16 protein-coding genes are annotated in these 22,117 nt (G+C 40.7%); 6 read left to right on the top strand and 10 right to left on the bottom strand.

Features of this window, described 5'->3' with window-relative positions; genetic code table 11:
* Nucleotides 1–990: 990 nt before the first annotated feature.
* The 4 genes from OO184_RS01240 to OO184_RS01225 all read left to right on the top strand — a co-directional run bounded on the left by OO184_RS01240 (nt 991) and on the right by OO184_RS01225 (nt 8,341).
* On the top strand, nt 991–5,886 hold the full coding sequence (locus OO184_RS01240; protein ID WP_265377635.1) for a putative adhesin: 4,896 nt from the start codon (nt 991–993) through the stop codon (nt 5,884–5,886).
* 172 nt (nt 5,887–6,058) lie between these two features.
* A complete protein-coding gene (locus tag OO184_RS01235; RefSeq protein ID WP_312023671.1) occupies nt 6,059–6,322 on the top strand; it encodes a type II toxin-antitoxin system CcdA family antitoxin in 264 nt (87 codons plus the stop codon).
* A gap of 388 nt (nt 6,323–6,710) precedes the next feature.
* Nucleotides 6,711–7,064 carry a DNA-binding protein gene (locus OO184_RS01230; protein ID WP_265377658.1) on the top strand — a complete coding sequence of 118 codons (354 nt, stop codon included), beginning with the start codon at nt 6,711–6,713 and terminating at the stop codon, nt 7,062–7,064.
* Complete coding sequence (locus OO184_RS01225; RefSeq protein ID WP_265377633.1) at nt 7,061–8,341, top strand: type II toxin-antitoxin system HipA family toxin; 1,281 nt, start codon at nt 7,061–7,063, stop codon at nt 8,339–8,341. The genes OO184_RS01230 and OO184_RS01225 overlap by 4 nt, the downstream gene beginning before the upstream one ends.
* An 88-nt stretch (nt 8,342–8,429) precedes the next feature.
* On the opposite strand, the gene OO184_RS01220 is transcribed toward OO184_RS01225, so the two are convergent.
* The 7 genes from OO184_RS01220 to pgpB form a co-directional block, all read right to left on the bottom strand.
* Complete coding sequence (locus OO184_RS01220; RefSeq protein WP_265377632.1) at nt 8,430–8,909, bottom strand: nuclear transport factor 2 family protein; 480 nt, start codon at nt 8,907–8,909, stop codon at nt 8,430–8,432.
* Between the two features lie 34 nt (nt 8,910–8,943).
* The gene (locus tag OO184_RS01215; protein WP_265377631.1) at nt 8,944–9,549 is read right to left on the bottom strand and encodes a TetR/AcrR family transcriptional regulator; all 606 of its coding nucleotides are present in this window, start codon (nt 9,547–9,549) and stop codon (nt 8,944–8,946) included.
* Nucleotides 9,550–9,947: 398 nt separating this feature from the next.
* The gene (yciH, locus tag OO184_RS01210) at nt 9,948–10,274 is read right to left on the bottom strand and encodes a stress response translation initiation inhibitor YciH (RefSeq protein WP_265377630.1); all 327 of its coding nucleotides are present in this window, start codon (nt 10,272–10,274) and stop codon (nt 9,948–9,950) included.
* The gene (gene pyrF / locus OO184_RS01205) at nt 10,264–11,010 is read right to left on the bottom strand and encodes an orotidine-5'-phosphate decarboxylase (RefSeq protein ID WP_265377629.1); all 747 of its coding nucleotides are present in this window, start codon (nt 11,008–11,010) and stop codon (nt 10,264–10,266) included. Before pyrF ends, yciH begins: the two co-directional genes overlap by 11 nt.
* A 44-nt stretch (nt 11,011–11,054) precedes the next feature.
* Nucleotides 11,055–12,224 carry a lipopolysaccharide assembly protein LapB gene (gene lapB, locus OO184_RS01200; RefSeq protein ID WP_265377628.1) on the bottom strand — a complete coding sequence of 390 codons (1,170 nt, stop codon included), beginning with the start codon at nt 12,222–12,224 and terminating at the stop codon, nt 11,055–11,057.
* A 6-nt stretch (nt 12,225–12,230) separates the two neighbouring features.
* Complete coding sequence (locus tag OO184_RS01195; protein ID WP_036805770.1) at nt 12,231–12,542, bottom strand: LapA family protein; 312 nt, start codon at nt 12,540–12,542, stop codon at nt 12,231–12,233.
* A 160-nt stretch (nt 12,543–12,702) separates the two neighbouring features.
* Nucleotides 12,703–13,437: a phosphatidylglycerophosphatase B gene (gene pgpB / locus OO184_RS01190; RefSeq protein ID WP_265377627.1), complete on the bottom strand. Its 735-nt coding sequence runs from the start codon at nt 13,435–13,437 to the stop codon at nt 12,703–12,705.
* 249 nt (nt 13,438–13,686) lie between these two features.
* Here pgpB and ribA point away from each other — a divergent pair, with 249 nt between their 5' ends.
* Nucleotides 13,687–14,283: a GTP cyclohydrolase II gene (gene ribA / locus OO184_RS01185; RefSeq protein WP_265377657.1), complete on the top strand. Its 597-nt coding sequence runs from the start codon at nt 13,687–13,689 to the stop codon at nt 14,281–14,283.
* 70 nt (nt 14,284–14,353) lie between these two features.
* On the opposite strand, the gene acnA is transcribed toward ribA, so the two are convergent.
* Nucleotides 14,354–17,029: an aconitate hydratase AcnA gene (acnA, locus tag OO184_RS01180; RefSeq protein ID WP_265377626.1), complete on the bottom strand. Its 2,676-nt coding sequence runs from the start codon at nt 17,027–17,029 to the stop codon at nt 14,354–14,356.
* A gap of 252 nt (nt 17,030–17,281) precedes the next feature.
* Here acnA and OO184_RS01175 point away from each other — a divergent pair, with 252 nt between their 5' ends.
* Nucleotides 17,282–18,109, top strand: a complete 828-nt coding sequence (locus OO184_RS01175) for an Evf family palmitoylated virulence factor (RefSeq protein ID WP_265377625.1) — start codon at nt 17,282–17,284, stop codon at nt 18,107–18,109.
* Between the two features lie 49 nt (nt 18,110–18,158).
* Here the strand turns inward: OO184_RS01175 and cysB are convergent, their stop codons facing one another.
* Nucleotides 18,159–19,133 (bottom strand): HTH-type transcriptional regulator CysB, encoded by a 975-nt coding sequence (gene cysB / locus OO184_RS01170; protein ID WP_139656613.1) that lies wholly within the window; start codon nt 19,131–19,133, stop codon nt 18,159–18,161.
* A 322-nt stretch (nt 19,134–19,455) separates the two neighbouring features.
* Nucleotides 19,456–22,056, bottom strand: a complete 2,601-nt coding sequence (gene topA, locus OO184_RS01165) for a type I DNA topoisomerase (protein WP_265377624.1) — start codon at nt 22,054–22,056, stop codon at nt 19,456–19,458.
* Between the last annotated feature and the right edge of the window lie 61 nt (nt 22,057–22,117).

The following is a 22,117-nucleotide window of genomic DNA, read 5'->3' as shown; positions in this document are numbered from 1 at the left end:
AAATAAGCTATACCCAATGGATTTCAAGTTGCATCGCGACGGCAAAGGAGCGAATCCCCGGGAGCATAGATAACTATGTGACCGGGGTGAGTGAGTGCAGCCAACAAAGAGGCAGCTTAAAAGATGACGGGTATATTCCGTGCAATACAAATGATAACCGCTAATAAACGGTTTTTTTGGGAGGAATATAATAATAGTACGTTATAAAAAAATCTCTGGCGAATATTGTCAGGGATTTTTTAATTCCAATGATCAAAAAATAACATCACAACTCAGGTGTTGCCGCCGTTCAGGCGGCGCCTGTTTTTCTCGATCTTGAAGCTACCGTTGCAAAAACAATCACATTAATTGAATCAGCAGCCAAACATATGATTATGAAACAGGACTATTGCTGTGACAGCGAAGTCTGCATTGAAAAAGAGAACATCTGTGAGCCATCAGAAAAAATGCCTACAGCAATTAATATCGATATCAAATAATAACGGATAAAATTAATATAAAAGTTTATTTTAAATTTTGCAGCCGTAATTTAACTGAGTTAATCCCCAAATATACGGCTGCATTCTAATCAATCAAAACGTTTAATTATCATTATTTTCTCGCAGTGGTAACATTTCACTTTCCATTTATTTACAAATATTTACTACTTCTACTATTTACTGCCCGCCACAGAGTGCCTTTAATAAACACCTCGTATTGACTGCAAAAGCCTTTCAATCCGTTTCTCAACCGACATATTGGTTTATATTTAACCACATTATAAAAAACTATAAATAAATATTTATATATAGTTATACTAATTAATAATTTTATAATGTTATTAATTGATATTTGATATTAACCAAGATCAACTATAATCACCCTGCCTTACGATTGTGACTTAAAATCACTAAATAGTATTTTTATCTAAATAGCCATTTCTGAAAATCAGATGAATACGGTAGCTATGCAGTTCAATAAATAATAAATTTAATCAACCTGGAGGATTATATGTCACATTCTGAATATGATATCGTAGATAAAAACGATGCCAATCAGTCAACAGAAACGGAATATACCGTAGTCAATGGTAAATACTGGGAATATAAACAAGATGATAACAAAAATGGTGAAAAACCATTTGTTTCATTACTAAAAAGCAATCAAAACTATCCAACCTGGATAACCTCTGATATTAAAGATGTGGGTCTGTATACCATAGAAAATTTATTTTCTTATAATAAGTACTCAACTAAAATACAACAGACTTTGAAACAAGCTGTGGACGCTGTTTTTAATGAATATTCAGAAATAAAATATTCTGAGTTACTGCATAATATTAATAATATATTCAACCTTTTCTTTATAAAAAACTATAATAGTGCTGATGTCGATACAGCAGTCAATATCTTAATATCAAAAATAGAAATTCATGAAAAAATAGCAAGAATAAACAAGGATAAAACCGATTTAGATCAAACTAAAGTCGATATATGGCAGGAACTGGGTATCAGTGCCGAAGAACCTTTACTGAAAATATATCGCCAGGCATTCTCTACCAAAGATATCGATGATGAAGTCTATTCAGATGCACTGCTAACGTTTATGTCAGATGGCAATGTCGCGTTAAGTGATAAAGAAAAATCAGATTATAACCAACGAATCAAAGATAAAGAAGATCTTTTCAAAGCCTATAAAAAAGGCATTGAAAAGGTAAATAGTTTAATTGCCGATAATAATATTCATCCAGGTATTCCAATTATTCATCCAGAAACCAATCAAAGTATCAGCATTGGAGATGACATATTATTAGCTCTACTAGCCAAAGAGGAGATAGCATTAACAAAACAATATCGTACCGAGTATAGCCAGAAAGATATTTTCGAGCTGCAAACGCTACAAGCTGCTAAGTATCATTTATTAGTTCTATCTTCATTGGGTGCGCTATTACATCAGATTGTCCCTAAAGTCGGAAAAATGACACAAGGTCATGGTGATTATCGCGATATTATTTTTGCTCAAGATCAGGCTGAGTTATTATTTAAAAAACATAATATTCACTATGATACTGACCATGTTTTCTCCCAAGAATCCAAACATATTGAAATGGAAGGCTGTATTATTTTAACAGCGGCGATCATTTATCGAATGAGAAAAGAGAATGCTAATGTGGTTCAGGCATTCAATTATTCTACATTAGAAACAATAAAGTTATTTGAAAATGATAAGCAAAAACTTAATCCATTCAATAAAAATAACGTAAAACCAACAGGATATTTTTCTTTTATCGATTTCAAAAAGAGAGATAAATTTGATTCACAATATAATTTTAATGAGCAATTTAATGTTTATAAGAACAAATACAGTCATTATGAATCCATTTCACTCAGTAAACTGATACTTTCATCTCCGGCCGCACAATTAACTGTCGAAGAAATTATTAATCCACCAGAAGAAGCCTTTCTCTATTCAGTCGAACAGGGTATGGGAAATGTCGCCATGATCAAAATGCATCAAGGTAATTGGCTAGTTGTCTCAACGATACAAGGCGGAGTGAAAGCAAGAAAATATTCCCAACAGCAGGTTGATAGCCAGCCCACCTTACGTGCGATGTCCAGACCCAATGCACTATTTTTAATTGAACGAAAAATTATGATAGGCATCGGAATATTTATGGAAAATGAGATAGTCAATACAGGAAAACGACTGTTTCCAATTGGCTATCAGCGGGCCAAAACTCTGAGTGGTTTCTCAGAAACAAGCAGATATAAATATTCTTACGACGCATTTTGGAATGATTATTATGGCATAACTTCAGGAATGAATGCAGGAATTAGCTTCACAGATTCCCCTAAATTTAATTTTCATAAAGAAGAGAACTTACTTTCTGTTACCACAACGATAATTCAACAAGGTTTAAATGATATTGCAATAAAAAGTAAACAAGCGCTGGATATTACCTCTGGCTGGCATATAGCAGCAACTATTCTTATTCCTTTCTATAATGTTATCTATAAAGCAACAACCGATAGTGAATATAAATTGACTGGAGAAGATATTGGCTCAATTGTCTTTGATACAGCGAATGTTCTGTTGGTTGTTGCTACTTTGGGTATGTCATTGACTGAATCAATGGCTGCAAAAGTCACACAAACCACATTGCGCCTCAGACAAGCCGGTCTGACCGGAAGAGCATTAATTACAGCAGTTATCAGAACATTACCAGAGCATGGCGTAATCACTTTACGCCAATCTTCCAGCATTCTGCTCGGCGGATTAATCGATTTAATCGAACCTTTACCCATTAGATCAACACTGACTTTAACTTACCGAGGAGTCGTCAGCGCAGTAGGTGCGATAAAAAATAGCATTAAACTTGAGAAAAGTTTCGCTGATATTTTTAGCAAAAGTACCAGAGGGCTTGGAAAACTTAAAAATGAATGGCAAGTCAGCAATATTTCACTCGATAGAATGGTACCTCATGCAAATGAGGGAATATATAAAGGGATTTATTCAATACGCCCTATTAATATGGAAACAGCCGTTAAACAGAACTACTATATCAAGGAATCTGGCGCTAATTATCAAGTCAAATGGGATGAAGCAAACCACACCTGGCGCGTAGCCAACCCGGCTTATCCGGAACAATTTAGTTATTGGTCTGCGGTGAAATTAGATAAAAATGGACATTGGGTTACTCATACCGATATATCTAATAAGTCTCTTATCCTAGAACAAAGTAGAAAAATAGATCAGGAACTTGAAGCAGCACACAGTAGTATTAATAACGATAAAACATTGGATGCATTTATTCATATCAATATCGCATTCAAAAATTATGAAAAGTATGATATCGATAAACTATCAAATATTACTGACACACTAACCCATTTTTTGGAAAAATCGCTAAAACTTGGAAATAAAGAAGCTCTACTCAACACCAAGGTAGCGAATATCCAACAAGCTTGGATACGTGAAGTCACCTTGCCATTACAGAATAATCTCAGTATTTCGGCTGAAAAAATTAATGCCATCAAAACCGAACTGCCTTATTTATTGAGGGAAATCTATCCGATTGAAAATCAATTACCTAATGCATCAGCAATCAATAAAATCGCCCTTGCCATTGAAGAAATACCTAGCACACCGATGCCAAAATATTCTTCGGGTAATATCCAAAAAACAATACAATATACATCCATAGGGGGTAACCGTGTAGATATCCCTCCTGTCGGGATCACAATAACAGGCAACGATCTATTTATTAATAAAGTCACTCACGTATTAGATGAAATAAGTGAAATACCTTCTGGAAATATCGTTATTCAGGAACTTGAAAAACAGGGTTTAAATATCAAACCACCGACAATGGATGCCATTGTACGTGAAAAAGATGGTCAATTTTATGCCCGTAATAGTGCCGGTAGCAGTATTGCCTTTGATCCAGAAAATCATCTGATTGGCATAGAAGAAAAACTTGCCGAGGAGCCCTGGCGTTCCCGTGAACCGGCTGTCGCTTTATATCATGAGATGCTACATATCTATTATAATCGTTACCCAACATGGTTTACTTCTATCGATAATAAAATGATTGATCAAAAAGTCAGCGGCGGTTCTTCTTTGCTGGAAGAATCACGGATTGTGGGAACAAAATATTACGCCAACGATAAAAATACATTATTTGATTTCAGTAATTCTGACTATTTATTGGAAAACAATTCAGCCTTGTTGACAGAAAATAGATTCAGAGCTGAATATGCCCTATTCAAAGGTGAAAATGAGTATGTTATTCAACCTTATTATGGTAAAGGCGATAGCCAAATTCCATTGACAAGCATCAGAATAAGCACCAATGAATCACACCGCAATGTCATGGGTGTCGGTAGTGGAAAACCTGAAAAAATGCCCGGTGAATCAGCTACTGATTACCGTAATAGAGTGAGGGAATGGCGAAAAACCAATAAAAAACCGGAAGAAGACATTGGAACGGGCGATCTTAGAAAAACAAAAGCACAATCCAGAATAGGGATTTTACAAAAAGAATATCCTCAATTTGAACCACAAAAAATTGAGCTTGGCGGTGCATTCGAATTATGGACAGTACCTAATGAACCTGCGAATAAATTGATGCTCAGTTCACATGGCTATTTTTTCTCTGATAGTGCAGCGACGCAAGTTCCTACGGGAAAAACGATTCAATTTTTTGGTCCTCACGGTCAGACATTATTAGAGGCGCCGGAAAATCCATTAAACTCCCCTTTTGATGTTACATTAGGTAATAGTGGCTTTACGGTACAACCTTATGCAACGATAGATGCAGGCAATAAAGCAGGTTCGGCCAGTGTAAAAATAGGTGATAAAACATTTACCGTGAACGATATTCAGAATATGGCTGCCGATGATATTGAAAATTATCTGCTAGCCACTGGAGTAGAAGCCAATACAACCAATCATGGCAAGGTAAGAAATTACGGCATCAAATATTATGAGAAAATGCCTGATGAGGAAGTGAAGGCGGCAATATGGAAAAATAGAGCGGACAGTACGAATATCAATAAATATGATGCGCTATTAGTCAGCCCTGAGGCTGGAAATCGTAAAAAATTATCCGATATTTTTACGTTGCTGAGAACCGACGAAAGGATGGCAAAATATGATGAAATAACCTTTGTCGCCTGTCGTGAAGAATTGAATAGAATAAACATGAAATCAGTACATGATACCGGCCTTGGCGGTGGTTATGAGCCCAAACTACAACCAACGGTAATTCTTTCACGTTCAAAACGATCGGCAACACTCACGCCCGACGGAGCAATAATTTATTCTGTTATTGCAGTAAATCTGCATTACAATCTCATAACGGAAAAAATCGTCGGTATCGCCCCTTTCCTATTTATGGATAATTAAAAGGTTTCTTTGTATTACTTGAAACAATAAATTGAGGCGAGGAATTTTTTCTCGCCTTATTTATTTTAAACTGTACTAATTCTGCTTCTGGCAAAAATAACTGTACACTTCTGCCAGAAAACGCAGTACAAACGTATACCTAAGTGCCGATCTCATTGAATAGGCTAAGGCGCTGGATTTGAATTTGTCCACGACGCTAAACAAGGCGTTGGAACAGATAGTTAAAGAGCGCGAACGCTGGTTGGCCGAAAACCTTGCCGGTCTGGAAGCACTAAATGACTTCGTTGAAAAGAATGGTCTTTTTTCTGATCTCGCTCGATTTGACATGCCAGTTCAATCCAATGAACTTCTGCGTAAAACAATGCAAACTCCGGCACCTTGGATAAAGCGTAAAGATTTCAACACCAAAACTTTTGAATATGTACCACAATATTGACCCGTTAAAGTCTGGTGTAGAGAGCCCAGATATTGGCTCAAACGACGAGCCATGAAAAATCAAACAACTCGCCTATTATGCTTTAATCCCAAACACCATCGCTATTGATGCTGACTTCGGCTATTTTCGCCTCAATATATCAGATCCTCTCCTAGTAGCCGTTCTTGGTCGCCTTGATGTAGATAACTTAGTTACAAGCAAGGAATTCACTAGCATTTATTTTATAAGAGTCTCATATAAAACCCCAAAGTATCAAAAATACATTTATGAGATTTATATAGAACGTTTAAATTTTTATCCTTTCATAATTAAGTTTTGGCAAAATAAGAGGTACAATAAAGCCTCTTAACTATAAAATTTAAACTTAGGAGATGCGTTTGTGGCTCTAATGATTTATACCGAATCGGAGTTGCTGGCAGAAATTGGGCATCGCCTCCGGGAACATCGGCTACGACGTAACATGCTCCAAACAGAGCTAGCGCTCAGGAGCGGTATTTCCGTCTCTGCGCTCAAAAAACTTGAAGGCAGCGGGCGGGGCACGCTTGAGAATTTTATGAAGGTCGTCTTTGCTCTACGGCTAGAAAACGAGATTAAATCCTTGTTTATGCTACAACCGGCCAGCATTGCTCAACTCGAAGCCATGAAAGCGCCGGTTCGCCAACGCGCCCGGCGAACCCAACGTTCATCCCGGAAACCCTCCGGCAACGGCCGCGCTCATCAATCAGGAGACGCAAAAAAATGACGACGCGAAACTTTCAGTACCAGTCACTGGGCCGACTACAGGTGATCTACCACGGTCTTGGAGAACAGTGGGTATTGGGTCATCTGGCCGAAAGTACTGCTCGCGGCCGCTATTTATTTGAATACACCGACAAAGCTCTTGATAGCGGCATCGAATTCTCGCCTCTGCAACTACCGCTTTCCTCTGATACTTACGCGAATTTTGAATGCTTTCAGGACTGGCTCCCCGGCTTCATTGCAGATTCCCTGCCAGATGGGTGGGGACGGCTGATTATGGACCGGTTCCTTCGCCGTAATCATGTCGATCCTGGTCGGATTTCAGTCCTGGAACGCCTTGCATTGTTAGGCGATAACACGATGGGCGCTCTGACCTACCAACCTGCTCTGCCTTTACCTGACGACCAAGAAGACAAATATAGTATTCTGAACTTGACTGGGCTGGCTCAGCAGATTCGTCAGGAAGTAACTGGTCAGGACTCAGAGGCACTGCGTGAACTTTTCCTGCTTGGCGGCTCGCCTCACGGAGCCAGACCAAAAGCGCAAGTAGAATATAATCCATCTACCGGACAGATGAAAACGACTGCGTTCCCGGGGAGCGAGCCTTGGTTGGTCAAATTCCCCGCAGCAGAGGAAAATCCTTGGGTCTGCGCTCTTGAAGAAGCATATGCCTGTACCGCTAGAATAGCGGGCATTGATTTCCCCACAAGTCGCTATTTCCGCCTTGAAGGGGAACTCGCTGCATTCGGTGTCCGGCGGTTTGATCGTGAGAATGGCATGCGAGTGCCGGTACTAAGTATGGCCGGCGCCCTACATGCCGACTTCCGCTTACCCTGTATGGATTACATAGATATCTTACGGGCGACTGGTTCCATCACGCGCTCTGTCGTTGAGCGAGAAATCCAAGCCCGGCGTATGGTGTTCAACGTGTTGATGCATAATCGTGATGATCATGTGAAGAATTTTTCTTTCATTCTGAATGAAAGCAATGAGTGGGTGGTATCCCCCGCCTATGATCTGACCTTTGCAGACGGACCCGGCGGACAACATCAAACCTCAGTGACCGGCCACGGAACAGATATCACCCGCACCATGTTGCTCAAGATTGCCAAAGATTCAGGCATCACGTCGGCCAGAATGAACAACATTATTGATGAAATAGCGGATGTCGCCGCTGACTTCGCTCATATTGCACAGAATGTAACTGATGATATTCCCGCTGACGAACTTCATCAGGTCACAGACTGCATTAACCGAAATCTGTCCTGCCTCAAACGATAAATTCAGGGTGCGAGTCTTCCGAATTCTTCTGTTAAAAGGGTGCCACCGGAGTGGCAACCCAATTTACGGTTTTATATCTGCGATTAAATTATAATCCCAATTCAGATAATCCAGGATGATCATCAGGACGGCGACCTAAAGGCCAATGAAATTTTCGTTCAGACTCTGTTATCGGAAGATCATTAATGCAAGCATAGCGGTTGTACATCAAACCATCTTCGTTAAATTCCCAGTTTTCATTACCATACGAGCGAAACCAGTTACCGGAATCATCATGCCATTCATAAGCATAACGAACCGCTATTCTATTATCAGTAAATGCCCAAAGTTCTTTAATTAAGCGATATTCATGTTCTTTCGCCCATTTTCTGGTTAATAAACCCTGAGCCTCTTTACGGCTATGCACAAATTCAGCGCGATTACGCCAATGGGTATCCAATGAATAGGCCAATGCAACCTTTTCTGGATCACGACTATTCCATCCATCTTCCGCTAAACGGACTTTCTGAATAGCAGTTTCCCGGGTAAATGGCGGTACCGGCTGGCGAATTTCTTTTGTATCAGACATATTGTCTCCTAATTAATTACAATTAAATTTTTCATTAACTCACATCGCATTTATTCAGCAATGCCCTGGCAATATTCATCGCCTCTAAAGCATAATGTGCATCATTCATCACATGCGCAGTCGTAATTGCGCCTTCTATTAAGAGTAGGAATTTCTTCGCTAAATCCACCGATGAATCTGGCGATATTTCTTCACAAATCGAAAGTACGTAAGTAAAAACTTTCTCTTTATGTTCCTTAGCAATTATTCTTACCGGATCATCAGGGTTAGGGCGTTCACCAGATGTATTAATAAATGCACATCCTCTAAAATCATCACTCGCGAACCATCTTTGTAATACCAGAAAAATATTCAGTAATTTTTCTCCTGGCGTTTTATATTCAGCTAGTGATGAGGTAAACCACCGCATCCAGCGTTCATCTCGCCGACGCAGAACTTCTTCAATCAACCCCTCTTTCGTACCAAAATAACGATAAATTGTCTTACGTGAGGAACCTGTCGTGCGCGTTATCAGATCGATACCTGTAGCCGCAATCCCTCTTGTGTAAATCAATTCCTCTACAACATCCAACATGTTTTCCCTGATATTGGGCGCTTGCTCACCTTCCATGTTTTTCATGGTAGAACGATCATTCTCCATAGTCAACCTCTTTACTAAAAAAATGGATTTAAATTGTTATCTATATGATTTAAAAAACAATTATTAATACTCGCTGCCTTTATCATCAAAATTACTCATTTCCACATGAGAACACCTTTTAATAATGATCTTATCAGAGAAATAAAGAAATAATATTAAATTTCCTATTACCGTTTCTTGCTTATTATATCAATTAAAAAATAGAAATTTATTTTTAAGAGGAAAAATAATATTAACAAATTATTTCCATATAATATTTTCAAGAATATATCTTGCTTCTTCATTGTGAATGACTTTTAATTAAAACATTTAGGAATATTATTAATTAATATATTAAAATACTAACAACAATTAAAATCAGGAATAAAATGAATGAAGGGCGAATATCCGCCCTTCTGTCAGCCACCCGCTAATTTAACTGTCATGCCTTTGGCTTCAAGTAACTGTTTCAATAAATCTCTTTTATCGCCTTGAATTTCAATCTCACCTTCTTTCACTGAACCACCACAGCCGCATTTTTTCTTCAATTCAGCCGCCAGCTTAGCTAGCGTTTGATCATCAGCATCAATCCCGGTAATTACACAAACCCCTTTTCCTTTACGGCCACTGGTTTGACGCTGAATACGAACGATGCCATCCCCTTTTGGACGCTGAGGTTTAACTGTTTCTTCCTGAATGCGCCCTCTGTCTGTGGAATAGACTAACCGCGAATTATTATCTTGCATTAATAACTCCCGCAATAGATTGATTAATCTGGCGCAATGTTGCCGCAGGATCAGCGGAACGGGTAATCGGACGCCCAATAACCATATAATCAACGCCAGCCAATACCGCCTGTTCTGGGGTCATGATACGCCGCTGATCTCCCGCATCACTGCCCGTCGGGCGAATGCCAGGAGTAATTAATTGGAAATTCTGACCACAAACCTTTTTCAGTTGCTGAGCTTCATGCGCAGAACAAACCACACCATCCAGCCCACATGCCTGAGTCAGTTTTGCCAACCTTTCGGCCTGTTGCGCTGGCGCCATATCAATACCAATACCTTGTAGATCCGATTGTTCCATGCTGGTTAATACCGTGACAGCAATTAGCAACGGTGCATTATGACCATAAGGTAGCAGCGCCTCTTTCGCCGCCATCATCATTCTGGCGCCGCCACTAGCATGTACGTTTACCATCCAAACCCCCATCTCAGCGGCGGCGGCGACCGCTCTGGCGGTGGTATTAGGAATATCGTGGAATTTCAAATCCAAAAATACTTCAAAGCCACGTTGATGCAGCAATTTAACAAACTGCGGACCATGAAGGGTAAACATCTCTTTACCCACTTTCAGACGGCAATCCTGTGGATCAATTTTATCGGCAAAAGCCAGCGCCGCATCCTGATTGTCGTAATCTAAAGCAACAATGACAGGCGAGCTAATCTGTCTACCGAACGATGTTAAGGTATGAGATGTCATTTTTTAACCTTTTTGACTAACAAAGCAACATTACGATGACACTGTCACTGACCATCTAATCCACGGATCGGTTTAATTGAATCCCACGAACGACATGATGGACAGTGCCAATAAAGTGAATGAGAAGTAAAGCCGCATTTATGGCAGCGATAATTAGGTTTAGTCCGAATTTGCTCACCAACCATGTCCCGCAACAAGATAATACTTTCTTTCGCCCGCCCCTCTTCCGCCTCAGCTAAATGGTAATCCATCAGGCGATAAAACAGGCGCATGGTCGGATGACGCTCTAATCGATGGTTGATATAAATTTGCGCGACTTCATGTCCTTTTTGCTGCTCGATAATATCCGCCAACAAAAGCTCGGCCGTAGCCCCACAATCTTCCTCTACACAACGTCTCAGGAAATCTTCCCATTCATCAATCTGATTCAGATGCTGGTAACACTCCTGGAGAATAGGCAACACTTCACTAACCAACTTTTTATCTTGCTCAAGAACAGATTTTAAAGCATCCGCCGCTTTGATGTACTCTTGTCGGGCCATAAACAGGCGCCCCAACATGATAGAAACTCTGGCGCAGTTTTTATCTGCCTGAACCGCTTTATTGAGATAACTGATAGCCTCATCAAGATCATCACCACTCATCTCTTGTAAAGCGAGCTCACAATAAAAATGGGCAATTTTCTCCCGTAAATCATGTTTGCCGGATTTGACTAATTTCTCGGCGATATCAATGGCTTTTTTCCAATCACTGGTTGCTTGATAAATAGTTAGCAGCGATTGAAGCGCATTTTGCCGAAAATCTTTTTCATTCACCAACTGAGCAAACATATTTTCAGCACGATCATACAAACCCGCAGACATATAATCGCGGCCCAATTGTTGCGTCGCAAGCAGACGCTGATCAAATGTCAGAGAAGCGCTTTCCATGAGAGATTGATGAATACGGATAGCCCGCTCGACTTCCCCTCTGGAACGGAATAAATTCCCCAAAGTCAAATGCGCTTCAAAAGCGGAACTGTCCTCTTTAAGCATTTCAAGAAACAGATCCACCGCTTTATCTTGCTGGTTTGAAAGGAGGAAGTTAACTCCGGCAACATATTCTCGTGATAAGCGATCAGCATTTTGTTGCTTATCCTGTTGAGCACTCCTGCGCCCCATATACCAGCCATAAGCAGCGGCCACAGGAAGCAACAGAAACAGCAGCTCTAACATAGGAGTTTATTCCTTGCTAAGTGCAAGCGATGAATGAGTAACCGAAGGCTCAGCAGGTTGCTCCAGTTGCGCTTCGAGTCGCTTAATCTTTCGTTCCGCTCTGCCTAATGACAAACGAGCACGAAGATAAAATAATCCACAAATAACCCAACCTAACACGAAACCGCTAGCAAACAATACAGCTAAAAGTGTAGATACAGAGTAATTCCCTTTAGCAATCAGATAGTTAAATGTAACAACCTGATCGTTATTCGATCCAAGAGTCACCGAGATGACAAAGATCACCAACACCAGTAATAAAATCAGAAAATATTTCACATTTTTTCCTGTTATCTATTGTTGCTTGGACATTATGCTGGATAACGGCTCATTAAATTAGCATTTCCAGTCTGGATATAGGAAGCAATTTATCATGATAAATGCGTCTTTCAGCTTTTTTACGATATCTTCCCATCGATTAAGTGTAAATAAGAAGCAATTACACCGCCAAATCCTTTTTATCGTTAATCAGCCGCCACTTTTCTGTGAGATAACAAATAACCATCACTAATCCCGCACTAATTAACGTTGATGTGATAATATCCTGCGGCCAGTGCATACCTAATGCCATCCTGCTAATCAAAACACACATTGCCCATATCGTCACAATTATAGATAAAATATAGCGACGACGCGGCCATAAAAAATCGACTAAAAGTAGTGACAAACTTGCAGCAAACAAGGTATGTCCAGAAGGAAAAGCATATCCAGTCTCTCTTTTCCAATGAGTAAGTTGCCACTGTGGAATACGGTCATCAGCTTTTAAATAGCGCTGCAACAACTCGGCCCGCTGTTTTCGCTGATGCTGATAAAACTCATCTGTCGGTACCCGATAGTTTTTTTCTAACCAAACAACATAAGGGCGAGGCTCTTTAGTGGTATTTTTTACCAAAACCTTTATGCCTTGCCCTGTTAAAAGAAGCCCCAGAACAATAGCAACCAATATTCCTCCCTGTCTGACCGAAGTAACGAACAGCAACAGTAGCCCTAAAATAAAAAACAGAAAAACCAGATAACACCACGGCTCACCAGAAGTATTCGTAATCCAATACAGTATTTCAAGCCATAAATATTCTCCCATAGGCTGCCATTGCCAACCTGTCATCAATACGGCTACAGGCGGTAGCAATAAAATCAAAGTTGCGATAATAATAGGTTTGATAAATTGATTCATATCTGACACCGGACTATTTTTATACACATTTTAAAAACCTGTTCAGCGTTAACATGTTAGTGCCATAGCTACCATTTATATATGATTATTTGAAAGTTTTTGACAGATAATTTGCAGTAAATATGGCAAAATATCGTCACATTATGATCAGAGAAAATCTTTTACGCAGTGTCCACTGATTTCCCAGACCGGTATTGTTTTTCGCATCTATGTCTTGTAACGAGTCTGAATCAACATATGAACAATAAAATGCAATTAAAACGAGTCGCTGAGGCCAAGTTACCCACCCCCTGGGGCGATTTTTTAATGGTTGGCTTTGAAGAAGTCGCCACAGGTCAAGATCATGTCGCATTAGTATACGGTACTATTTCTGCCAATGAGCCTGTTCTTTCCAGAATCCATTCAGAATGTCTGACCGGTGACGCCCTGTTTAGTCTACGTTGCGATTGTGGCTTTCAACTTGAAGCCGCCCTTGCTCAGATTGCTAAAGAAGGACGAGGCGTATTACTTTACCATCGGCAAGAAGGTCGTAATATTGGCCTACTCAACAAAATTCGTGCTTACGCATTACAGGATAACGGTATCGATACCGTAGAAGCTAACCATCAGTTAGGTTTTGCCGCTGATGAGCGTGATTTTACCTTATGTGCAGATATGTATAAATTACTCGGCGTTCAAGCTATTCGTCTGCTGACAAATAATCCCAAAAAAGTGGAAATTATGACCGAGGCCGGGATTAATATTGTAGAACGTGTTCCACTAATTACAGGCCGTAATCCTAAAAATGCTTATTATTTAGATACCAAAGCCAGAAAAATGGGGCATTTGTTACCTGAGCAGAATTAGTTTTCCAGTAAGCTAGCGGGGAAAGACGGCGCTTAAATAATCAGTGCCGTCTTTAAGTATGATGTAAAAATTATTTCAACATGTGGCGAATAACGTAATGCAAAATACCGCCGTGATGGAAATAATCTAATTCAGTTCCGGTATCAATACGACACCGAGCATTGATGATTTCCTTACGTCCATCCACATAAGTCAGTTTCACCGGTACAATCTGTCCTGGCTTGAGGTTATTCATCCCCTCAATATCAATTGTTTCATCACCTCGCAGATTTAGCGTCTTACGATTTATTCCCTGAGGAAATTCCAATGGTAATACACCCATACCAATCAGGTTCGAACGGTGAATACGCTCAAATGATTCCGCAATCACCACTCTAACGCCCAATAACCGAGTCCCTTTTGCTGCCCAGTCGCGGCTCGAACCGGAACCATATTCTTTACCTGCAATGATAGCTAATGGTGTTTTTTCTTCCTGATAACGCATAGCCGCATCATAAATCGCTAATTGTGTTTGTGACGGAATATGACGGGTATATCCTCCTTCTACACCAGAAATCATCTCATTACGGATACGGATATTAGCAAATGTTCCACGCATCATGACTTCATGATTACCGCGCCTTGAGCCATAGGAGTTAAAATCTTTCGGTTCAACGCCATGTTCCTGAAGATAACGCCCTGCCGGACTGTCAGCCTTGATATTCCCCGCCGGAGAAATATGGTCTGTGGTTACAGAATCCCCAAGAATAGCCAATATATTCGCACCGTGAATATCCGTTATCGCTTCCGGCTCTGCTGTCATCTCATTAAAGAATGGCGGGTGGCGAATATAAGTGGAATCAGGCTGGAAGTGATAAGTTGCCGAGCTCGCAACGTCCAGCGATTGCCATATTTCATCACCATCAAAGACTTCCGCATACTCCTTGTGAAACATATCAGCCTTAATTTGCTCAACAGCGCTAGCAATTTCTTTGCTATCAGGCCATATATCTTTCAAATAGATATTATTGCCGTGTTGATCTTGACCAAGAGGATCTTTAGTTAAATCCTTTTTCATGCTGCCAGATAAAGCATACGCTACAACTAACGGCGGCGACGCTAGCCAGTTAGTTTTTATCTGAGGATGGATACGACCTTCAAAGTTGCGGTTGCCAGAAAGGACTGCGCCGACGGTAAGATCAGCCTGCTTAATCGCCGTTTCAATAGATTCAGGCAGCGGCCCTGAGTTGCCAATGCAAGTTGTACAACCGTAACCAACCAGATTGAAGCCCAGTTGTTCCAAATACGGCATCAAGCCTGCCAGTTCAAGGTAATCCGTCACCACTTTCGAGCCGGGCGCCAGTGAGGTTTTTACCCACGGTTGACGCTTAAGCCCCTTTTCAACCGCTTTCTTTGCCAACAAACCTGCGGCCATCAGCACACTGGGATTAGATGTGTTAGTACAGGAAGTAATCGCAGCAATGACGACAGCTCCCTCTTCTAACTCATATTCCTGGTTATCCAGATTAACCGGCGATGAGACGATTTTTCTCTGAGAATTATTCAATTCCAGATCAACGGCCGACTGAAACGCCTGAGGCACTCGCGCTAAAGCCACTCTGTCTTGTGGACGTTTCGGCCCGGCAAGACTCGCTTCCACCGTCGCCATGTCCAGTTCAAGACCGCTGGTAAATACCGGCTCATCACCGGGATTTCGCCATAATCCTTGAATCTTACAATAGGTTTCCACCAGCGCAATCTGCTGTTCTGTACGCCCTGTCAACCGCATATAGCTCAGGGTAATATCATCTACCGGGAAGAAACCGCAAGTTGCACCATATTCCGGCGACATATTGGCAATGGTTGCTCTATCCGCCAGCGGCAAGTCAGCTAACCCATCACCATAAAATTCTACAAATTTTCCGACCACGCCATGTTTACGCAGCATTTGAGTGACAGTCAATACAAGATCTGTTGCAGTAATCCCTTCGCATAACTTGCCGATCAGTTTAAAACCCACCACATCAGGAATAAGCATCGAAACAGGTTGTCCTAACATAGCCGCTTCCGCTTCAATACCACCTACCCCCCATCCCAGAACACCGAGACCATTGATCATCGTGGTATGTGAATCAGTACCAACCAAGGTATCAGGATAAGCCAACTCCCGTCCGTTATGCATTTCATGCCAAACCGTTTTACCCAGGTATTCTAGATTTACTTGATGGCAAATCCCGGTGCCTGGCGGGACAACACTAAAACGGTTAAAGGCTTTTTGCCCCCAACGCAGAAAGAGATAACGTTCATAGTTCCGTTCCATTTCTAGTTGAACATTTTGTTCAAAGGCTTTTTCCGTGCCGAATTTATCCACCATAACTGAATGGTCAATAACCAAATCAACAGGTGATAGTGGATTAACCTGTTCAACATCACCACCAAGACGCTGAACCGCTTCTCTCATAGCCGCTAAATCAACAACGGCAGGAACACCGGTGAAATCCTGCATCAATACACGTGCTGGCCGGTAAGCAATTTCTCTGTCTGCATGGCCGGTATTTTGCCAATCAACAATCGCTTTCAAATCATCATCCACAACAGAATTGCCATCAATATTGCGAAGAAGATTTTCCAGAAGAACTTTCATGGATTTGGGTAAACGGGAAATATCCCCCAAATGTTTAGCAACCAGTGGTAAGCTGTAATAATCATATTGTTTACTTGCAGCGGAAAGTGTTGAAACACAAACCTTTTTCAAATCAAACGACATAACTCCTCCTTATTCTTATATTGGCATAACTCAAAACTACCTTAATGATAATGGCACAAATTAAACATAACATATAAGTAAATATTTGTTTTTTATTACCGCACAATGGGTCAATTCAGTGTATCTATCAGAATTTCAGTAATAAATTTTGATAATTTAGTCGGGTAAACAATCGAATGATAATCAGTTAGAATTAACTCGCTAACAATTCAATTGGATTTAAATTATCAATAAAAAAACAAGGAAAAAATAATGGATATAAAAAACGCAATTACGAATAACCAGGAACATATCGCAAAAATCAATGAAGCTAATACGTTCTTTCATATCGACGACGCTCATTTTAGTATAGAAAATACCAATAAATATAACGAGAAAGATGGTTTAGTTCAGTTCATTATAGCCAAGCAATTATCTGATAAACCAGAAGTTATAGAGAAAACTAATAGATTAAGTCAAACATTAATTGCACTCTCCTCCATCGCAACCAATTATGTCAATAAATACGCAGAAAAGTATGGAGAGCAATATAAAACAGACATGGACTTTTGGACTAAAGTCGTTAACAAGTTACCTCTAATGGGCACCAGCAAAGTTGAATCTAAAAATTACACTGATTCATTAAATGGTTTAAGCATCTCAAAAAGCTTCCTTAATTTCATTATGAATGTAGTCGTATTCGAAAATACAGATATGTTGCCAGATTTCGCTAAGTTTCTTACTAAACAAGGGGAAACGATCCGCTTAGGTATACGGAAAAATAAAGGCTTCTATTCTACTGTGACACTGACGATTGCTATTGATACCTTGATTGTAGGAGATAAGACACTATATATTCCGAAACTAAAACTCTATCGAGTTAATTTTGATAGCACTAATTCAAACTTTTTATCAAGTTGTGCTTCTAATGAAAATGTCAACATTGATTTTGAGTATTCATCCTTAATATCGGTCTTAGACTATGAAGCACTCGACAATCCTGAGATTAAAGCCAGTTTTGATAGTTTCATTAACAAACAAAGAAAAACATCAATAGAAGATTCTGATGATTTCTTCAGTGGTGAGTTTGAACCCATCTGATAAGCAAAATTAGGAAGCTAATAGCAATATTAGCTCCCTAATTATTTTATTATACAATTGGTAATTTAATATCTTTAAACATAGCTTCGATATCTTCATTTGAGCGTAAAGCAACAGCCTGATCAATAACATCACGCGTCAGGTGAGGCGCAAAACGCCACATAAAGTCATACATGTAGCTGCGTAAAAAACTACTGCGACGAAAACCAATCTTAGTTGTGCTGTAGCCGAATTTATCACGCATATCAATGCAAACCAGATCTTTATCTTGTACCGGATCAACCGCCATGTTGGCAATAACCCCCACACCTAACCCCAACCGGACATAGGTTTTAATAACATCAGCATCTGTCGCAGTGAAAACAATTTTAGGTTTTAAGCCCACTTTATCGAATGCAATATCTAACTCAGAACGACCAGTAAAGCCAAATGTATAAGTGACCAGTTGATATTCAGCCAATTCTTCAATTGAAACGCTCTCTTTACCGGCCAGCGGGTGATCCGATGTCACCACCAACGTCCTGTTCCAATGGTAACAAGGCAACATTATCAAATCTTCATATAAATGCAGTGCCTCAGTTGCAATAGCAAAATCAGCACTACCTTTACTCACAGCTTCAGCAATTTGTGTTGGCGATCCCTGATGCATGTGTAAAGAAACCTGCGGATAACGTTCAATAAAGCCTTTAATCACAGGAGGTAATGCATAACGGGCCTGTGTGTGGGTAGTAGCAATATATAGCGAACCACGATTCGGATAAGTATGTTCACTAGCAACTGACCGTATTGCATCAATCTTAGATAATACTTCACGAGAAATTCGGACAACCTCTTCACCTGCGGGAGTAACATGCGTCAGGTGTTTACCACTACGGGAAAAAATCTGAATACCTAATTCATCTTCAAGCATTCTGACCTGCTTACTGATCCCGGGTTGAGATGTATACAATCCTTCTGCCGTAGATGAAACATTAAGGTTGTGGTTTACCACCTCCACGATGTAACGAAGCTGTTGCAATTTCATATAAACACCATCCCAAAATAAACGCTGTGAACAATTATGACTTAGAAACTTGGTATGACTTAGAAACCTGGACTGATATTGCTGTTTGCTATTTATTATAACGAATAGAAATAATATTGTTGTCGCATATAACCACTATAACACGATTATATATTTATATAACGAATAATCGAAAATTCATAATGAATGTTTAGCGCGATTCTAATTCATATATTTTAAGATACTGCCTATAGACGAAAAAAGCCAACCTATAAGGTTGGCTTAATAGAAGAAAATAATCCCTTTTCTGAGAAAAAGAGAGTGTTAATTCTGTCAGAAATTACTACTTTTTATCTTTCTCAACCCATTTTCCATCAACATAAAACACACTCCAACCCGTTGCCTTGCCATTTTTCTCCGAAGAAGCATATTGCTGTTTAGTTTTACGGCTAAAACGGATAACTGTTTTATTGCCTTCAGCATCTGCCACAGGAGCATCAGCCAAATAGCGTAATTTCTCCGGCAGACGCGCTTTAAAACGCGCTAGTTCTTCCACCAACGGCGCTCTGGTTTCTCTAGATTTAGGGAAAGTATTCGCCGCTAAAAACACACCAGCGGCGCCATCGCGCAATACAAAATAGGCATCAGATTTTTCACAAGGAAGCTCTGGTAACGGAACCGGATCTTCTTTTGGCGGCGCTACTTCCCCACTACGCAAGATTTTACGGGTATTTTTACAAGTTTCATCGGTACAGCCCATGTATTTACCGAAACGCCCCATTTTCAGGTGCATTTCAGCGCCACATTTATCACATTCGATAACCGGACCGTCATATCCCTTAATGCGAAATTCGCCCTCTTCCACTTCGTAACCATCACAAGCGGGGTTATTACCACAAACATGTAGTTTACGTTGGTTATCAATAAGGTAACTGTCCATCGCTGTACCACATTTTTTACAGCGACGACGGGCCCGCAACGCATTTGTTTCCGCCTCATCTCCTTCCAAGATATTAAGAATTTCATTCTCAGGGATAAGGTTTATCGTCTGCTTACAGCGCTCTTTAGGTGATAACGCATAACCAGAACAACCCAGGAAAACGCCAGTGGTTGCCGTCCGAATGCCCATAGAACGCTGGCAGGTCGGGCATTCAATAGAAGTAATAACCATCGGATTGGGCCGCATACCACCCTCTTCCGGCTCTTTATTGGCGACGTCTAGCTGCTCACTAAAATCAGTGAAAAACTCATCCAGAACCCCTTTCCACTCGGCTTTGTTAGTTGCGACCTGATCAAGCTGATCTTCCATGCGCGCGGTAAAGTCATAACTCATCAGCTCGTTGAAATTCTCTTCCAGACGATCAGTCACAATCTCTCCCATTTTCTCTGAGTAGAAACGGCGACTCTCCACGCGAACATAACCACGCTCCTGAATCGTGGAGATAATGGAAGCATAAGTGGATGGACGACCAATACTGCGTTTCTCCAGTTCCTTAACCAAAGATGCTTCACTGTAACGTGCCGGCGGTTTAGTAAAATGCTGGCTTGGTATCAGTTGTTGCAAGTCAAGTTCTGTACCAATTTCAACAACCGGCAACGTGTGGTCTTCGTCGCCTTTGCGCAATACAGGCATCACTTTTGTCCAGCCATCAAAACGCAATGTACGACCTTTAGCACGCAATTCAAAATCACCTGCCTGTACAGTCAATGTTGTGGAATCGTATTTCGCCGGCGTCATCTGACAAGCCACAAACTGACGCCAAATTAGCTGATACAGCTTCTGTGCATCCGCATCCATATCTTTCAGTTGTTCTGCCATGATATCAACACTGGAAGGACGAATCGCTTCATGCGCTTCCTGTGAATTCTCTTTACTGCTGTAAGTATTGGCTGTTTTTGGCAGGTAGTTATCGCCAAAATTATCATTGATATAACCACGAACCATATCCAGCGCATCCTGACTCAGGTTCGTTGAATCAGTACGCATATAAGTAATATATCCGGCTTCATACAAACGCTGAGCCATCATCATGGTCTTTTTAACACCAAACCCTAAACGCGTGCTGGCTGCCTGTTGCAATGTAGATGTGATAAACGGCGCACTCGGTTTACTGGATGTCGGACGATCTTCACGATCGATCACTTTGTAACGAGCTTTTTCTAGTAAAGAGACAGCGGCTTGGGTTTGTTCACTATTAACCGGCTTAAACGGTTTACCCTGCTGATGGGTCACTTCCATATGCAGTGAAATTTCGCCTTTCGCCAGCAAATCAGCATGTAATTGCCAATATTCTACCGGTACAAACGCTTTAATTTCACGTTCCCTTTCTACTACAAGGCGTACTGCTACCGATTGCACACGACCGGCTGAGAGCCCTCTGGCGACCTTTTTCCATAGTAGCGGAGAAACCATATAACCCACAACTCGATCCATAAAACGGCGAGCTTGTTGAGCATTTATCCGATGAATATTTAATTCACCCGGATTATCAAATGCCTGTTTGATGGCATTTTTAGTGATTTCATTAAAAACAACCCGACTAAAACGATCGCCATCACCACCAATCACTTCCCGCAAGTGCCATGCAATGGCTTCTCCCTCGCGGTCAAGATCCGTTGCGAGATAAACATGATCAACTTTTTCAGCCAGTGATTTTAGCTCTGCCACGACCTTCTCTTTGCCCGGCAAAATCTGATAATTCGCTTCCCAACCACGGTATGGATCAACCCCCATACGGTTGACTAATGCAGCTTTCTCATCTTTTTTAACCTTCTTCTTAGACTTATCAGTAGATGAGCTCGAACTCTTTTGGCTGGCTGAGCCGCTGGTCGGCAAATCACGGATATGACCAACGCTGGATTTCACCACGTAGTCACTCCCCAAATATTTGTTGATTGTTTTGGCCTTTGCCGGGGACTCCACTATTACAAGAGCTTTACCCATAGTTATCTTTACCTAATTATCTTTTCAGATGGTGGAATTCACTGCGCCATATCACGGTATT

The sequence above is a fragment of the Photorhabdus aballayi genome, assembly GCF_026153155.1.
In the GTDB taxonomy this organism is placed as follows: Bacteria; Pseudomonadota; Gammaproteobacteria; order Enterobacterales; family Enterobacteriaceae; genus Photorhabdus; species Photorhabdus luminescens.
The sequence above is the reverse complement of the archived record's forward strand: the minus strand, read 5'-3'. Positions and strand labels throughout refer to the sequence as shown.

What these genes read in the sequence shown, in the direction of transcription:
- OO184_RS01220 (WP_265377632.1), bottom strand. Translation starts at nt 8,909, where the DNA reads ATGTCTGATACAAAAGAAATTCGCCAGCCGGTACCGCCATTTACCCGG.
- topA (WP_265377624.1), bottom strand. Translation starts at nt 22,056, where the DNA reads ATGGGTAAAGCTCTTGTAATAGTGGAGTCCCCGGCAAAGGCCAAAACA.
- OO184_RS01240 (WP_265377635.1), top strand. Translation starts at nt 991, where the DNA reads ATGTCACATTCTGAATATGATATCGTAGATAAAAACGATGCCAATCAG.
- OO184_RS01230 (WP_265377658.1), top strand. Translation starts at nt 6,711, where the DNA reads ATGATTTATACCGAATCGGAGTTGCTGGCAGAAATTGGGCATCGCCTC.
- OO184_RS01225 (WP_265377633.1), top strand. Translation starts at nt 7,061, where the DNA reads ATGACGACGCGAAACTTTCAGTACCAGTCACTGGGCCGACTACAGGTG.
- cysB (WP_139656613.1), bottom strand. Translation starts at nt 19,133, where the DNA reads ATGAAATTGCAACAGCTTCGTTACATCGTGGAGGTGGTAAACCACAAC.
- pgpB (WP_265377627.1), bottom strand. Translation starts at nt 13,437, where the DNA reads ATGAATCAATTTATCAAACCTATTATTATCGCAACTTTGATTTTATTG.
- OO184_RS01215 (WP_265377631.1), bottom strand. Translation starts at nt 9,549, where the DNA reads ATGGAGAATGATCGTTCTACCATGAAAAACATGGAAGGTGAGCAAGCG.
- pyrF (WP_265377629.1), bottom strand. Translation starts at nt 11,010, where the DNA reads ATGACATCTCATACCTTAACATCGTTCGGTAGACAGATTAGCTCGCCT.
- OO184_RS01175 (WP_265377625.1), top strand. Translation starts at nt 17,282, where the DNA reads ATGGATATAAAAAACGCAATTACGAATAACCAGGAACATATCGCAAAA.
- yciH (WP_265377630.1), bottom strand. Translation starts at nt 10,274, where the DNA reads ATGCAAGATAATAATTCGCGGTTAGTCTATTCCACAGACAGAGGGCGC.
- ribA (WP_265377657.1), top strand. Translation starts at nt 13,687, where the DNA reads ATGCAATTAAAACGAGTCGCTGAGGCCAAGTTACCCACCCCCTGGGGC.
- acnA (WP_265377626.1), bottom strand. Translation starts at nt 17,029, where the DNA reads ATGTCGTTTGATTTGAAAAAGGTTTGTGTTTCAACACTTTCCGCTGCA.
- lapB (WP_265377628.1), bottom strand. Translation starts at nt 12,224, where the DNA reads ATGTTAGAGCTGCTGTTTCTGTTGCTTCCTGTGGCCGCTGCTTATGGC.